General features: G+C 61.7%; 11 protein-coding genes. 9 read left to right on the top strand and 2 right to left on the bottom strand.

The window, feature by feature from the left end:
- Positions 1-43: 43 nt before the first annotated feature.
- From I41_RS20875 to I41_RS20840, 8 genes are all read left to right on the top strand, one after another.
- Positions 44-487, top strand: a complete 444-nt coding sequence (locus I41_RS20875) for a MarR family winged helix-turn-helix transcriptional regulator (protein WP_145434852.1) — start codon at positions 44-46, stop codon at positions 485-487.
- Complete coding sequence (locus I41_RS20870; protein ID WP_145434851.1) at positions 484-3456, top strand: TolC family protein; 2973 nt, start codon at positions 484-486, stop codon at positions 3454-3456. The genes I41_RS20875 and I41_RS20870 overlap by 4 nt, the downstream gene beginning before the upstream one ends.
- Before the next feature lie 149 nt (positions 3457-3605).
- A complete protein-coding gene (locus tag I41_RS20865; RefSeq protein ID WP_168207063.1) occupies positions 3606-5147 on the top strand; it encodes an efflux RND transporter periplasmic adaptor subunit in 1542 nt (513 codons plus the stop codon).
- 13 nt (positions 5148-5160) lie between these two features.
- Positions 5161-5856, top strand: coding sequence for an ABC transporter ATP-binding protein (locus I41_RS20860; protein ID WP_246133717.1), 696 nt, complete (start codon positions 5161-5163; stop codon positions 5854-5856).
- 3 nt (positions 5857-5859) lie between these two features.
- Positions 5860-7170 (top strand): ABC transporter permease, encoded by a 1311-nt coding sequence (locus I41_RS20855; RefSeq protein ID WP_145434848.1) that lies wholly within the window; start codon positions 5860-5862, stop codon positions 7168-7170.
- A 181-nt stretch (positions 7171-7351) separates the two neighbouring features.
- A complete protein-coding gene (locus tag I41_RS20850; RefSeq protein ID WP_168207062.1) occupies positions 7352-8113 on the top strand; it encodes a lysophospholipid acyltransferase family protein in 762 nt (253 codons plus the stop codon).
- 497 nt (positions 8114-8610) lie between these two features.
- Complete coding sequence (locus I41_RS20845; RefSeq protein WP_145434846.1) at positions 8611-8880, top strand: flagellar biosynthesis anti-sigma factor FlgM; 270 nt, start codon at positions 8611-8613, stop codon at positions 8878-8880.
- Between the two features lie 272 nt (positions 8881-9152).
- Complete coding sequence (locus I41_RS20840; protein ID WP_145434845.1) at positions 9153-9656, top strand: Fur family transcriptional regulator; 504 nt, start codon at positions 9153-9155, stop codon at positions 9654-9656.
- A 23-nt stretch (positions 9657-9679) separates the two neighbouring features.
- Here the strand turns inward: I41_RS20840 and purB are convergent, their stop codons facing one another.
- Positions 9680-11107: an adenylosuccinate lyase gene (gene purB, locus I41_RS20835; protein ID WP_145434844.1), complete on the bottom strand. Its 1428-nt coding sequence runs from the start codon at positions 11105-11107 to the stop codon at positions 9680-9682.
- 149 nt (positions 11108-11256) lie between these two features.
- On the bottom strand, positions 11257-12675 hold the full coding sequence (locus tag I41_RS20830) for an HD domain-containing protein (protein WP_145434843.1): 1419 nt from the start codon (positions 12673-12675) through the stop codon (positions 11257-11259).
- 126 nt (positions 12676-12801) lie between these two features.
- Here I41_RS20830 and I41_RS20825 point away from each other — a divergent pair, with 126 nt between their 5' ends.
- Positions 12802-14616: a PQQ-binding-like beta-propeller repeat protein gene (locus I41_RS20825; RefSeq protein ID WP_168207061.1), complete on the top strand. Its 1815-nt coding sequence runs from the start codon at positions 12802-12804 to the stop codon at positions 14614-14616.
- Positions 14617-14637 lie beyond the last annotated feature (21 nt).

The raw sequence follows: 14637 nt of genomic DNA, 5'->3' as shown, positions 1-14637 counted from the left end.
TCGCCTCTTGTCACTCTTCGCTCGCGGCGGTGGAGCATTCTGCATGTCGTTTCGCGGCAATCTCGCCGATTCCGGCCCCGCGCCGTTGGCTGCAAGCGACTGCGCCGTTGCCGAACGCATCGACGCCGTCTGCCAATTGGTAGTTCACGGTAAGCTAGCGGCGCGCCAACTTGCGACTTGGCTCAGCGGCGTCGAGATCAACGAGCCTGAGTTCCGACTCATGTGGTTGTTGGCGGGCGCTGCACGTTTCGCGACGGACGGAGGCATCTCGATTGACCAGTCCGGCCTAGCAGCGCGCTTGGCGGTGTCAGCCGCGCAGGTGAGTGGAGCAGTTGAACGGCTGCGAAGCGTCGGACTCCTGGAACGCGCCTCGGACACTAGCGATCGCCGCCGGCAGCTTTGGCGGGTGACCGTCGCGGGCGAACAAGTGCTCCGCGGCATCGTGGAGCGCGCCGCCGCCGCCGAGCCACGGGGGGCCGCGGCATGAACAACATCATTCGTTGCCTGCTTGCTTTCTCCTTACTGCTGGCCAACGGCTGCAGCCGGCCGTTTTACCGCAAACAAGCCGACGCGGACGCCTACTGCCTCACCGACCAGAAGGCGGCGGTCATCGGCGCGGATCCGTATGAACTGAGGATCGACGTCGATCCTCGCTCGCGCATGTACGATCCGAACAACCCCGATGTCGAGCCGATGCCGCCCGACGATCCGGCGTCGCATCGTTACATGGAGTGCGTGGACTGCAAAAAGGGCTCCAAGTGTTGGAAATGTCTGCCGAAGACGGCTTACGTCGACAATCCGAACTGGCAGGAGTACTTGCCGCGCGACGGATCGGGCCGAGTGCTCCTCGACCTCCGCAACGCCGTCGAAGTGGCGCTGCGCGATTCGCCGGAATATCAATCGCAACTCGAAGACCTCTATCTCTCCGCACTCGACGTCAGCTTCGAGCGTTTCCGATTCGACACGCAGTTTTTTGGCGGTTCGTCGATCTTTCTCACTTCGCAAGGTCGCGACGCGACCGGCACGGGAAACTCGGCGACGACGTTCGTCGTCTCGCCGCTACGGCCCGACAATCAGCTTGAGGCCCGACGCTTAACGGCAACCGGCGGCGAACTTGTCACGGGCGTCGCTAACTCGCTTGTTTGGCAGTTTGCCGGACCCAACGATTACACCAGCACGACGTTGATGGACTTCTCGTTGGTACAGCCGCTGCTGCGCTTTGGCGGCCGGACCCGCGTGTTGGAACGGCTCACGATTTCTGAACGAACGCTGCTGGCCAACGTCCGGCAAATGGAACGCTATCGCGGCGGCTTCTACCTGAACATTGCCACGGGGCGCGATGCCGGCGGCGGCCCGTCGCGTCGCGGCGGGTTCTTCGGCGGCAGCGGTCTGGACGGCTTCGCGGGCGTCGGCGGCGGCGGCTTCGGCGCCGTCGGCAACTTTGGCTTTGGCGGCGGCTTTGGCGGATTCAACTTCAATCAGGGCGTCGGCGGCGGATTTACCGGCGGCGCGGGCGCCGCGGGCGCCGGCGGGTTTATTGGCCTCCTGCAAACTCAGCAGACCATTCGCAACCAACGGTCAAACGTAGGCTCGCTGCGAGACAGTTACGAGCAGCTGCAAGCGTCGTACGACGCCGGACGGATCGACTTGTTTCAGGTAGATCTCGCCCGACAGGCCCTCTACAACGCGCAAAGCCAACTCTTGACGGCGGAAGCCGGTTACCAGACGACGCTCGACAATTACAAGATCACGCTGGGCTTGCCGCCGGAGTTGGAGGTGCGGATTCAGGACCCAATGCTTGAACGGTTCAATCTGCTCGACCCGCAATTGGAGTTAGTGGAGGAGCGCGTTACCGACGCCTTGGTGGCGCTGCGGGAGTTGCGCCAACGAACTCAGGAAGAGGCCAATCCGCTGGAAATCCAGTCGCCGGAATTCGCCAGGCAGTTCGAACGCTGGTTGGACGAATGCACCGCGCTTGAACCGCTCGCGAACGAGCGGGTCGACGCCGTTGAAGCGGATTTGCGGGCCGTCGAGGCCGCTCTACCGATGCGGCGCCAGTACTTGAAAGATCTTGCCGGCCGCGAAGAGGTTCAGCAGGCACAGATCGATCCGCGACTATTCAGCGTCGAAGAACTCGATCGCCGGGTCGCCAAGCGGCGCGAAGAATACGAGATGCTGAAGAAAAACCTCGCGGACGTGTGGGATCGCCTCGATAAGCTGGAACAGACCGGTGAAGCTGACGCGGCCAAGCTGCTGCCGGCCGTGATTGATTCGATGTCGGATCTCTCGGGCCGTCTGCTCGAGCTTTCGCTGGTGCAAGCCGCTGCTCGGCTCGACGCGATTGCATTCGCTCCGGTCGAATTGACCGATGAGGAGGCGCTGCTGATCGCCAGCGCTTATCGCCGCGACTGGCAGAATGCGCGAGCGGCGTTGGTCGACTCGTGGCGGTTGATCTATTTCAACGCCAACGCCTTGTTGAGCGATCTTAACTTCCTCTTCAGCGGCGACATCGGCAATGTCGGCGACAACCCATTCCGCATTCGCGATACGACCGGCCGGCTGCGCGTCGGCCTGCAGTGGGATCCGCCGATGACGCGGTTGGCCGAGCGCAACATCTACCGTCAGTCGCTGATCGAGTATCAGCAGGCTCGCCGCAGCTACTACCAGTACCGCGACCGCGTTTCGCAGAGTCTGCGGCTTAACCTGCGGCAGACGCGGCTCAACGAAATCAACTTCGAACTCCGCCGCGCCGCGGTGCTGGTGGCCATTTCGCAGGTCGACTTGACCCAATTGCGACTTTCGCAACCGCCGCAAGTCGGAGTCGAGGCGCAATTCGGCGACACCACGGCGCGCGACCTTGTGCAGTCGCTCTCCGACTTGCTCAATGTGCAGAACGACTTTCTCAGCGTCTGGGTCAACTACGAAGTGCAGCGGCAGGCGCTCGACTTCGACCTGGGGATTCTAGAGCTCGATGCGGCGGGCGTCCGCCGCGAGCACGAGGCCCCCCTAACTGCGTACATTGCCGGGGCCGAAGCGATTCGGGCTCAACTCTGCAGCGCATCGGATATTATTCCGACGTTGGCCAAGCCCGTAGATACCAAGCCAAAGGCCGAGCCGATCGAGCCGTTGCCGCTCGTTTTTCCCGATTCACTCCTGCCCGGCGAGGATGGGCCGCCGGACAGTCCGTTGCCGCCAGGCGAATTGCCGGCGCCATTGCGGAACCCCGCGGCAGCCTACAAAGAGCCCGATCCGGCGGCTGGAGAACGGATGTCGCATGACCGAATTTCGGCCAGCGATGGTCGCATTGCGATGGCACTAGCCGAAATGCCGGGTTTTGATACGTCTGCCGACGCACGCAAGGCCCAAGCAGAGCGCGGCGGGGTTTCATCTGCGGGGGCGGCTGGAAAGCAGGTTCGCGATGACGCCGTTCAGCCGGCCTCGTATAATAAACGCTAGTCGATGGGGCCGGTCTCTGCGGACCACGTCGACTGGCTCTCCGGCGCGGCGTGCAGCTGCGCATCGATCGAATCAGAACAGTCGCTCAACGAGATATGAAGCACTCATCAGCCGCCAAAACTCGCGCAAGCGCCCACCGACCCAGGGGCTTGGCCTCGCGTAGTGGTTACACGCTGTGGGTCGTCCTGGCGTTAGTCGTCGCGGCGGGAGTGGCGGGGTGGTCCTACTGGGCGGGCGGCGATCGGCGTCCCAAAGACTTCAACATCGTGCTCCACAATGTGGAACGCGATGATTTCGCGCTGACCGTCACGGAGCGCGGCGAGGTAGAGTCGGCAGGCGTCACCGAGGTGATTTCCGAAGTCAAAGCCAAGAACACGCCAGGGCTCAGCATTCTGCGGATCGTGCCCGAAGGAACCGCCGTCAAGAAGGGGGACTTCCTCGTTGAACTCGACTCGTCGGCCCTGCGCGAAGAGCGAACCGCCGAACAGATTCTGGTGAATACCGCGGCGGCGCTGGTGGTACAATCCCGCAACGTCTACGAGACGGCCCTCATCGCCAAGGAGGAGTACCTCGAAGGGACGTACGTCCAAGAGCGACAAACGATCGAGAGCGAAGTCTTCGTCGCCGAGGAGAATCTGAGCCGGGCTGAAGAGTATCACGAATTCAGCAAGCGACTCGCCGCCAAGGGCTACATCAACCAGTTGCAGTTGGAGGCTGACAAGTTCGCGGTCGAGAAGTCGCGGAAGGAGCTTGATGCGGCCAAGACGAAGCTGAATGTGTTGGACAATTACACGAAGGCGAAGATGCTCAAGACGCTTGAGAGCGATATCGTCATCGCGAAGGCCAAGTGGGAGTCTGACAAGAACAGCCTCGAGCTTGAAGAAGAGAAGCTCAAGGAAATGGACGACCAGATCGCCAAGTGCACCCTCACGGCGCCGAAGGACGGCACAGTTACATATGCCCACAATCGCCAGAACTGGGGGGGCGACGAGTTCGTCGTGAAGGAGGGGGCCGTCATTCGCGAACGACAGGCGGTCATCCGGCTGCCAGATCCCACGAAGATGCGCGTGGCGCTCAACGTCAACGAGTCGCTCATCCAGTACATTCGTCAGGGAATGCCGGCGACGATCGCCCCGATCGGCACAGGCGGCCGAGCCTTACGAGGAAGCGTCCAGAACATCAACCAATACGCCGAGCCGGGCGGCTGGCGCAAGGCGAACGTCAAGGAATACAAGGCGCTCGTGACGATCGATGATCCGGCTCCCGAATTACGATCGGGCATGACGGCGTCGGTGACGATTCGCTGTGAGGAAATCCCCAACGCCATTCAAGCGCCGGTGCAGGCAATCTACGCGCACGGCAAGGACTTTTACGCGTTCGTCTTTAATGACGGGGCATGGGAAGCGCGGCCCATTAAGGTGGGTCCCACCAACGACAAGTTCTTCGTCATTGAACAGGGGCTGGCCGAAGGCGATCGAGTGGCAATGAACCCGCGGGCGTATTTGGAGCAGGTGAAGCTGCCCGAGCTCGCGCCGGAGAACAAGCAGCAAGTCGTTCAACTGACGCCGAAAATGCCAGATGCCAAGCCAGCGACCGATGAGACGGCGATCGCCGCCAAATCCGAGCCTGAACAGGACGACGCCGCGAAGCCGGCGGGCGATGCCGCGGCAACTGAACCTACAGCAGGGTAGAGGCAGAGCAGCCGTGACAGCCGTCGCCACTCTTGCCGCCTCGATTCGCGAGCTTCGTAAGGACTACGTCCTCTCAGGCGAAACGGTGCACGCGCTGCGCGGCGTCTCGTTCGACGTTCCGGAGGGGGATTACATCTCAATCATGGGGCCCTCAGGCTCGGGCAAGAGTACGCTGCTGAATTTGCTCGGGTGCCTCGATCGCCCCACCTCCGGCAGCTTTCTCCTGGGCGGCGAAGACGTCGCGAAGATGAACGACGACCAGTTGTCGGAGACGCGAGCGAAGCGCATCGGCTTCGTGTTTCAATCTTATAACCTGTTGCCCGCGCTGACCGTCGTCGAGAACATCGAGATGCCGCTCTACTACGGCGGTCGGTTGGATGGCGAGACGCGCGATCGCTGCGTCGAATTAGCGAAGCTAGTGGGGCTTGGCAATCGACTTGATCATCGGCCATCGCAACTGTCGGGCGGGCAGCAGCAACGCGTGGCGATCGCCCGAAGTCTGGTGAACGATCCCAGGTTCATGCTGGCAGACGAGCCGACCGGAAACCTCGACTCCGTGATGACAGCGGAGATTCTCGACCTGCTCGCCACGCTGAATGCCGAGGGGCGAACGATCATTCTCGTAACGCATGAAAATGAAGTCGCCGAGCGGACGTCGCGAACGATCGTACTCCGCGACGGCCACATCCTAACCGACGAGCGTCGTTAACCCATGGCTCGTTGGTGGCGAACGCTGAAGCTCTCGATAAAGAGCCTGCTGTTGCACCCGTTGCGGTCGGCGTTGACCGTGCTCGGCATCTTCATCGGCGTGGCCGGCGTGATTTGGCTGCTGTCGATCGGCGAGGGGATCGGTCGCGCTGCCGAGGAGCAAATCGCGGGACTTGGCGCCCGCAACATTATCGTCCGCACGATCAAGCCGTCGGCCGACGAGGTGCAGGACGCGGGTTACGGGCTGACTCGAGACGACTACATTCGCCTACTCGCCACCGTGCCGACGATTGATAAAGCGATTCCAATCCGCGAAGTCTCGCGCGAGTTTCGCAACGGAACTCGCAAGTTTGAGGGGCGATGCGTCGGTTGCACGCCCGATTACGCCGAGGTGGCGCGACTTGAGCCGAAAATGGGACGCTTCCTGTCGGACGGCGATCTGATCAATCAGAGCAACTACTGCGTGCTGGCGGCGGAGACGGCCGATCGACTCTTCCCGTTTGGCGATCCGATTGGGCAGAAGATTATGGTCGACGAACACTTTTTCGTCGTCATTGGCGTGATGAAGTCGCGGGCCCCGTCGGCTGGCATCGGCGGTTCGGTCGCGGCGGAGGACTTTTCGCGCGACGTCTACATCCCGATTACCACCATGGAAACTCGCATGGGCGACATGGAGGTGGTCATGAAGCCGGGCCAGTTCCAGCGGGATCTCAAAGAATTAAGTCAGATCACGATTCAGGTGAAGGATCGCGACCTGGTGTTGCCGACGGTAGACGTGGTGCGCGACACGATCGCGCGCAATCATACGCTGGCAGATTATGGCGTCACGGTGCCGTTGGAACTATTGCAGCAGGCCCAGACGACGCGGCTGATGTTCATGCTGTTCCTCGGGTTGATCGCCGCCGTTTCTCTGGTCGTCGGCGGGATTGGCATTATGAACATCATGCTGGCGACGGTTACCGAGCGAACCCGCGAAATCGGCATCCGCCGGGCGCTGGGGGCCAAGCGGCGGGACATTACGCAGCAGTTTCTGGCCGAGGCGGTGGTGCTTTCCGTCGTTGGCGGGTTGCTGGGCATTGTGGGGGGCTTGCTGTGCCGGCCAATTTCGATTCTCATTCGCGGCCGGTTGCTCGACTGGTTTCCCGAGCAGATGTCGACGCTGCCTGAAATTGTGCGAACCGTCGAGCCGATGATGGTTTCCTGGTCGATCCCGCTGGCGTTCGCGATCAGCGTGATCGTCGGCGTTACGTTTGGCGTCTATCCCGCGATCCGAGCGGCGCAACTCGATCCCATTGAGGCGCTACGGCACGAATAGCGGCGACCGTTTGCGCAGTCCCTCTCCACCGGTGGCGGGGCGAAGAAGGGTGTGGTAGCCTGCGGCCCATGCCCCCGCAGAACTTTGCCAAATGCCTGATTCGGACTTCTGACGCTCCAACGCTGCGATGCGAAGGGGGCCGCGCGTGCTAAGTCGCTGCTGGACCGCTTGCCGGCTTTGGATGCGCTTGTTCACGTTCGTCGTGGGAACGGTCCTGTTCTGGGGCGGTATGGAGATCGATTTTCTCGTGCGCCGCCGCACGCCGCGAATTGACGTCATTAATAAGTGGGTGTCGCGCTGGGCGAAGACGATGCTTTGTGTGTTCGGTATCCAGGTCGTGGCCCGCGGCCCTCACGCTGACCAGGGCGAACTCTATCCCGGGCGTGACGCCCGGGGCGTCGGTCGCATTTTTATCTCGAATCATCAATCGGGAGTCGATATCCCCGTCTTGCTCTCGGTGATCGCCGCTCATGCGATCAGCCGCCATGACCTCGCGAACTGGCCGCTATTGGGCTCTGGCGCGAGCCGAATTGGAACGCTGTTCGTCGATCGAACGTCGCGCCGGAGCGGGGCCGCAGTGCTTCGGCAAATTGCAGCGGCGCTGGAAGCCGGCGAAGGCGTGCTGATGTTCCCTGAAGGAACCTCCTTTCCCGGCGACGCCGTTCATGAGTTCAAGCCGGGGGCGTTCAACGCCGCGCACCGGTCAGACGCGGAGATTATTCCGATCGGCGTGGCGTACGGACACTCGGACGCCTACTTCTTCAAAGAGCCATTCATGACCCATATGAAGCGCGTGGGGAGTCGCCGCCGCTTGAAGGTTGCCGTCGAGATTGGCGGGCCGCTCGATTCCGCAGAGCCTTCGGTTGAGATGAAAGATCACGCGCGCGCGCGGGTGGCCGAACTGGCCGAGCTTGCCAAGGTGCGGCTTGCGACCGATGCGTGAGTTTCGCGGATGGGCGATAGGCGACGTTGACCTGAGTCGCCTATCGCCAGCAGTCTCCGTCTTGTAAAAACTCCCACCCGCCATAGCCGTCACAATCCTTCGGTGCGGTCTCCGACCCGCCTGCTAGCTCGCCAATCCTGCGGGAAATAGGGTCCGTTCAACTTCTCGGGCCGGAGTCACTGTCATAGCCCGTCGTCGCGGTCGTAGGCGGTACAGGAGTTGCTTACGCATTGATCCGACATCAGACGATTTCGGTCGACTGCTAGCACCGCGGTCGTCGATGAACTGGGTACTAAGGCTCAACCGGCTCGGAAAAACTTGTCGCCTTGCCAGGCTGGTGTTGAGCCGACAGACCAATCTCGTACACAATGACTTTTCAGGCATCGCTCAGGCAGGCTGGTTCGAGCTTTCATGCGAATCGCTAACGCCGCCTAATCGAACGCCGCCGGCTGCCTGCCGGTCGACCCCAAGACGCTCGCCGAGCGAGGACAACACAAATGCAGGTTTACGGTGCTTCGCAACTTCACGGACCCCAATCGCTGCAAGGTCCGCATTGGAACCGCCCAACGGCTCCGGCCACTGGTTCCCAGCCAACCGACAGCGTCGAATTTTCGGCCGCCGCCGAAGCGGCGATGAACGCCATCGACGGCGGCGAGTTCCGGGCTGATCTAGTTGCACGGGTCCGTGCCCAAATTGCCGACGGGTCGTATGACACGCCGGACAAGATGGCGATGGCCTTCGATGCAATGCTCGACGAGTTGGCGTAGGCGTTAGGTGCACGCCGCGAGTTGCGGGGCTCCGATGTCAATATCGAGCCAGCCGGCGCGACGTGCGGGGACCGCTTAAACCCCATCAAAGCGGGGCGTTAAAACGCCGTCTTGAGACTGACGGACCCATCGCGTAGAATCAATAAGCCTGTCGCGCACTCGCAATGGGCCCACTTTTGCCGCAATTTTGCGGCGGTTGATTCTGCGGTCGTGTCTCAATAGCTGCCAAACACGTGGCTTCCTGAGACTGAAAGGTCTGGTCGAAGCTCTTCATGGAAGCTGATTTTACCTTGGGCGCCGTGCAGGTTTCCAGCTCGCCTCAGGAGCGATTCTCGGAGTACCTCCAAAGCCGCGGCAAGCGGATCACGCAACAGCGACGCGCACTGATCGATCATGTTTTCGAACGGCACGACCATTTCGACGCCGACGAGTTGATCGCTAATTTATCGCGTACCGAGTTGGGCGAGAAAGTCAGCCGGCCGACCGTTTACCGTACGCTCAATGAACTGGTTGAGGCGGGGCTGCTCCGCCGGATGGCCTTGGGCGGCCGTGCCGTCTACGAGCACGACTACGGCTATCCCCAGCACGATCATCTCCACTGCACGATGTGCGACACGCTCATCGAGTTCCAGAGCGACGAGTTGCAGCGGCTCCGCGACGCCGTGGGACGGGAACATCGCTTCCGCGTGACGGGTCATCGACTCATTGTCAGCGGCGTCTGCCAGCAGTGCAGCACGAAGCGCCACCGGCGGGCGAGCCCGCTGGATTTGGTGTAGGCCCGCAGTCTCTCAACGCTCCGCTAGACGCGAACTTCGGGCTCGGTCGCAGTCGCGTCGGCGTAATGATCTCGAATCGGCGCCACGACTTCCGCCAAGAACTCGTCCACCTGCTCCGCGCTGCGGCCGGTCAGCTTCGCGGCATCGACCACCTCGGCCAGATCGACCGCCGCGAACGCTTGATCGGCGGCGAGCCGAGCCAATAGATCGTTCGGCCGTCCATGCTGCTTCACTTCCGCGGCAGCCGCCTGACTGTGAACGCGGATCCGCTCGTGGAGGTCTTGCCGATCGCCCCCCGCCTGCACGGCAGCCATCAGGATGTTTTCGGTCGCCATGAACGGTAACTCCTCGCGGAGATTCCTCGCGATCACCTCGGGATATACCACCAGCCCCTCGGCGACGTTGCGGTAGAGGAGAAGGACGGCGTCGACGCCCAGGAATGCCTGCGGCAGCACGAGTCGGCGGTTCGAGCTGTCGTCGAGCGTTCGCTCCATCCATTGGGTTGCGAGCGTGTCGCCGGGATTGGATTGCAGGCTGAGCACAAAGCGGGCGAGGCCGCAGATGCGCTCACTGCGCATCGGGTTCCGCTTGTACGCCATCGCCGAACTACCAATCTGCTGCTTTTCGAACGGCTCTTCGAGTTCCTTGCGATGGGCCAGAATTCGCAGGTCGGTCGCCGCCTTGTGCGCCGAGGCGGCGACCCCGGCGAGGACGTCGACGACCTGGGCGTCGATCTTCCGCGGGTAAGTCTGCCCCGTGACCGCGTAGGTGGAATCGAACCCCATCTTCGCGGCGACGCGGCGTTCAAGTTCGCGGACTTTGGCATGATCGCCGTCGAACAGGTGGAGAAAGCTCGCTTGCGTGCCGGTTGTGCCCTTCGTGCTGCGTGCCTTGAGCTGCGCGAGCCGGTGCTCGACATCGGCAAGGTCGAGCGTCAGGTCGTAGCACCACAACGCCGCCCGCTTGCCGACGGTGACCGGCTGAGCGGGTTGCAAGTGGGTAAACCCAAGCGTCGGCAGATCGCGGTACGTCTGTGCGAACGTCGCCAATGCGTCGATCGTCGCCGCCAGGCGGCGGGCCACGAGCTCCAGCGACTCGCGAATCAACATCAGTTCGGCGTTGCAGTTGACGTACTGACTCGTGGCGCCAAGGTGAATGATCGGACGCGCCGACGGGCATTGATCTCCGTAGGCATGGATGTGGGCCATGACGTCGTGCCGCAACTCGCGCTCGTACTTGTCGGCGGCGGCGAAGTCGATCGTATGAATATGGGCCCGTAGCTCCTCGATCTGAGCCTGCGACACTGGCAGGCCCATCTCCGCTTGAGCTTCGGCAAGCCAGACCCACAACTGCCGCCAGGTGCTGTGCTTGCGCTGGGCGCTCCACAACTCGCTCATTTCTGCGGAGGCGTAGCGGGTTTCGAGCGGGTTTTCGTAGCGATCGTGCGACATGTGGGCAGAGGCTGCAGGCGACAGAAGAATTTGAAGGCGGGAGCTAATGTCTGGGGGACAATACGCCATTTTAGTGGCGATCGGACCCGGCCGATACCTGGGCCGCAGTGCCCTGTTCTTGGAGCCTGAAGCCTACGGGCTGATCTGACTTACATATTGGTGAGGTCATCCTCCCCGCCGCTGCCGACGAGCTGGTCGAGGGCGGCGGCGATCGCTTGGACTTGCTTGTGCGGGGCGTCCTTGCGGAGGTAAACGCGACACATCCGGTGAGCGACAGGAAGTTGCCGAAAGAGCTGATCATCGTCGAGTCGCCGCGTCATTCCGCCAGTTGTGTAGAGGAAGTTCTGTCCGGCAGTAGCCTTCCCTTCGTGGGGACGATAAATATGTCGCGGTAGATCAATCTGCATCTCGATGTCCGCGATCTCGGTCGGCAATTTAGTGCGGATCGCGAGCTCCACCATTTTCGGGTCGTTGAAGATGCTCGCTTGTTCGGCATCGCGCTCGCCGAAGAGTAAGTTGCGTTCGTACGCCGTCTCCCAGTCTACCTGCCGGGCGAGCAATCGCTGCCAACGTTCGCCAAGGGCGCGCTTGGCGACGTTATCGCTCTTGTGCCAATGGGCGACGTCGACCAGCAGCGACCATTCGGTGAACGTCCGGTAGTCGTTCAGGTGTTCCAGCGGGTTGCCGGGAAACAGCAATCCCTTGCTGTCGCGAAATAGCCCTTCCAGCGTTTTGTCGATCGCCCGCACGGTGCGATGAAAATAAACCGCCCGGAACAATTCGCTTTTGATCTGCATGAAGCGCAGCAGGGCATTCAGGCCCCGGTGGTGGATCGTCAGGCCTCGTTCGCTGAAGAAGCTGTAGCGCAGCAACCGATCGAGGTCGTACGCCCGCATGCTGTAGCCAGACATGAAGGCGTCGCGCAGCACAAAGTCCATGTTGTCGACCGTGTAAAGTCCGCAGAACAAGCTTCGCAGCAGCCCCAGCCATCGCGGCTGATCGCCGCCGTCTTGCTCCGTAGGGCGGGTGATGAGCCACGCAATTTGGCGCGGATCAATGCGCTCATGTTCGAGCAGTTCGGTGTTGGGGCAGCGGCGAATTCCGCGTAGCATTTCCCCCAACTCGTTGACAATGATGTGGGCGCCGAGCGTTTCGTGCGTGAGTCGCGACCCGTCGGCCTGACGAAATGCGCTCAAGAAGTGTGCATCGAAAAAATGACCGAACGGCCCGTGCCCCACGTCGTGCAGCAGCGCCGCCAGCCGCATCGTGCATTCAACAAATCCCCGGCTGGGGACGTCGGGGCAGACCTCGGTCAGACTCGGATAGAGCGTCTCGACGGCACGACTCGCCATGTGCATCGTGCCGACCACGTGTTGAAAGCGCGTGTGCTCAGCCGAGGGGTAGACCCACCAGGCGGTCTGCAATTGGTGAATTTGCCGCAGGCGCTGCAACCATGGGTGATCGAGAAGCTTTCGCTCCGCCGTTTCGCCCGGCTCAGCCACGGAGATGAACGGGATGTAGCCGTGGATCGGGTCGTGAATCAAACTTTCGCGCTGAATGTGCTTCATCGCTGCTATTGTGCCGGTCGCCTGGCAGGCTTGCAACGCATGCGGCCGAGGCCGGCTATATCAGCGAGCGAGAGGCCAACGTTATATTGGAGCGGACGTGGTGATTCATACGGACGGGAGTGAATGATGACGACCAAGAGTGAACGCGATACAGTCGGCGTGGCGAACCAGAACGCCGACGCGTCGGCAACGCGGCGGATGAGATTTGCCGCTCCGGTGACGCTGCTCGTCCTGTACTGGGGCGGCTTCCTCGCGATCAATTCGTTCAACTTGGCGATCTTCCAGACGTTTCTCTATCGGCTGGAGGCGACGTTGGCGCTGCTCGCGACCTTCGCGGCATGGTGGCTATTCAATCGCGGCGTCTCGTGGGGCGAAAAGTTCTTGATGCCGGTCGTCGCGGCTGTCGGACTTGCGGCGGCGCTGGCGCTTCGCAGCCCTGAACTCGAAACCAAGCCCATCGTTTCGCTGATCATGTTCATCCTGGCGGCTAGCATCACCGCGGCCACGATTTGGATGTTCCTCACGCGGAACGCCTCGCCCGCCTCCCGGCGACGCGGATTGATTGCCATCGCACTGTTGATGTGGGCGCCACTCGCGCTGCTGCGCACCAGCGGAATGAGCGGAGGAGCATTACCCGAGATTCATTGGCGCTGGACGCCTTCTGGCGAAGAGGAATTCCTGGCGGCTCGCGAAGCGGCGAAGCAGGGCGGGGCCGACAACGCGCAACCTGCCAAGGCTGCGGAGGTGAAACCGCTGGTGGCTGCTGAGAATGATTGGACCGACTACCGCGGTCCGCGCCGTGATGCCGTCTTGAATGGCGTGAAACTGGACGCTGACTGGGATCGATCGCCGCCTAAAGAGCTATGGCGCCACCATATCGGTCCTGGTTGGTCTTCAATAACGGTTGTCGGCGACTATCTCTTCACGCAAGAACAGCGGGGCGACATGGAGGCCGTGGTCGCGCTGGATGCGAACACGGGCGACGAGATTTGGTCTCACGAAGACAAAACCCGGTTCTCCGAAGAACTGGGGGGCGATGGACCAAGAGCGACGCCAACCTTCGCCGAGGGCCAGCTTTATACGCTCGGCGCTACTGGCGTCCTGAACTGCTTCGAGGCGGCTGACGGCAAACTCGTTTGGAGCCGAAACATCGCTGACGATTCCGGGGCCAAGATCCCCGAATGGGGCTTCACCAGTTCGCCGCTGGTCGTCGACGGGCGGGTCATCGTTTTCGCCGGCGGACCAGATGATCGAAGTCTCCTGGCCTACGACTCTCAAGACGGCCAGCCTGCCTGGAATCTCGCCAGCGGGGGCCACAGCTATTCATCGCCGCAGTTGGCGACCTTTGGCGGGGTGCAACAGGTTGTCTACCTCAGCGACAAGGAGTTCACGGCGGCCGATCCGGCGACTGGCAAAAAGATCTGGGGCTTCCCGGCTGGCCAGGTCAGAACTGGCATGCCCGCGACGCAGCCGAACTTGATTGGCCCCAACGAAGTCATGATCGCCTTCACGGAAGCCGGCGGGACGATGCTGCTTGAGTTGCAGCCGGGCGGCGAGGGCCAGGAATGGAAGGTTGACCCCAAGTGGCAGTCCCGCGATTTGAAGCCTTACTTCAACGATTACGTCCGTTACGGCGACGCCGTCTACGGCTTCGACGGCAATATCTTCGCCTCCATCGACGTGAAGACTGGCAAACGGCATTGGAAAAAGGGCCGTTATGGCGCGGGGCAGGTTTTACTCTTGGCCGATCAGGGAGTGCTTTTGGTGCTCTCGGAGCAAGGCGAAGCCATTCTGGTCGAAGCTAATCCCGCAGAGTTGAAGGAAGTAGCACGATTTCCGGTGCTGGAAGGCAAAACCTGGAACCATCCCGCCATCGTTGGCGACCGACTGTACGTTCGTAACGCTGAGGAAATAGCGAGCTATAAGCTGAAGCTGCAATAGGCTCGAGGTCGCTTATTCGCC

It is taken from the genome of Lacipirellula limnantheis, from assembly GCF_007746075.1.
Lineage (GTDB): Bacteria > Planctomycetota > Planctomycetia > Pirellulales > Lacipirellulaceae > Lacipirellula > Lacipirellula limnantheis.
Note: the sequence above shows the minus strand (reverse complement) of the source record. Positions and strands in the feature narration are given on the sequence as shown.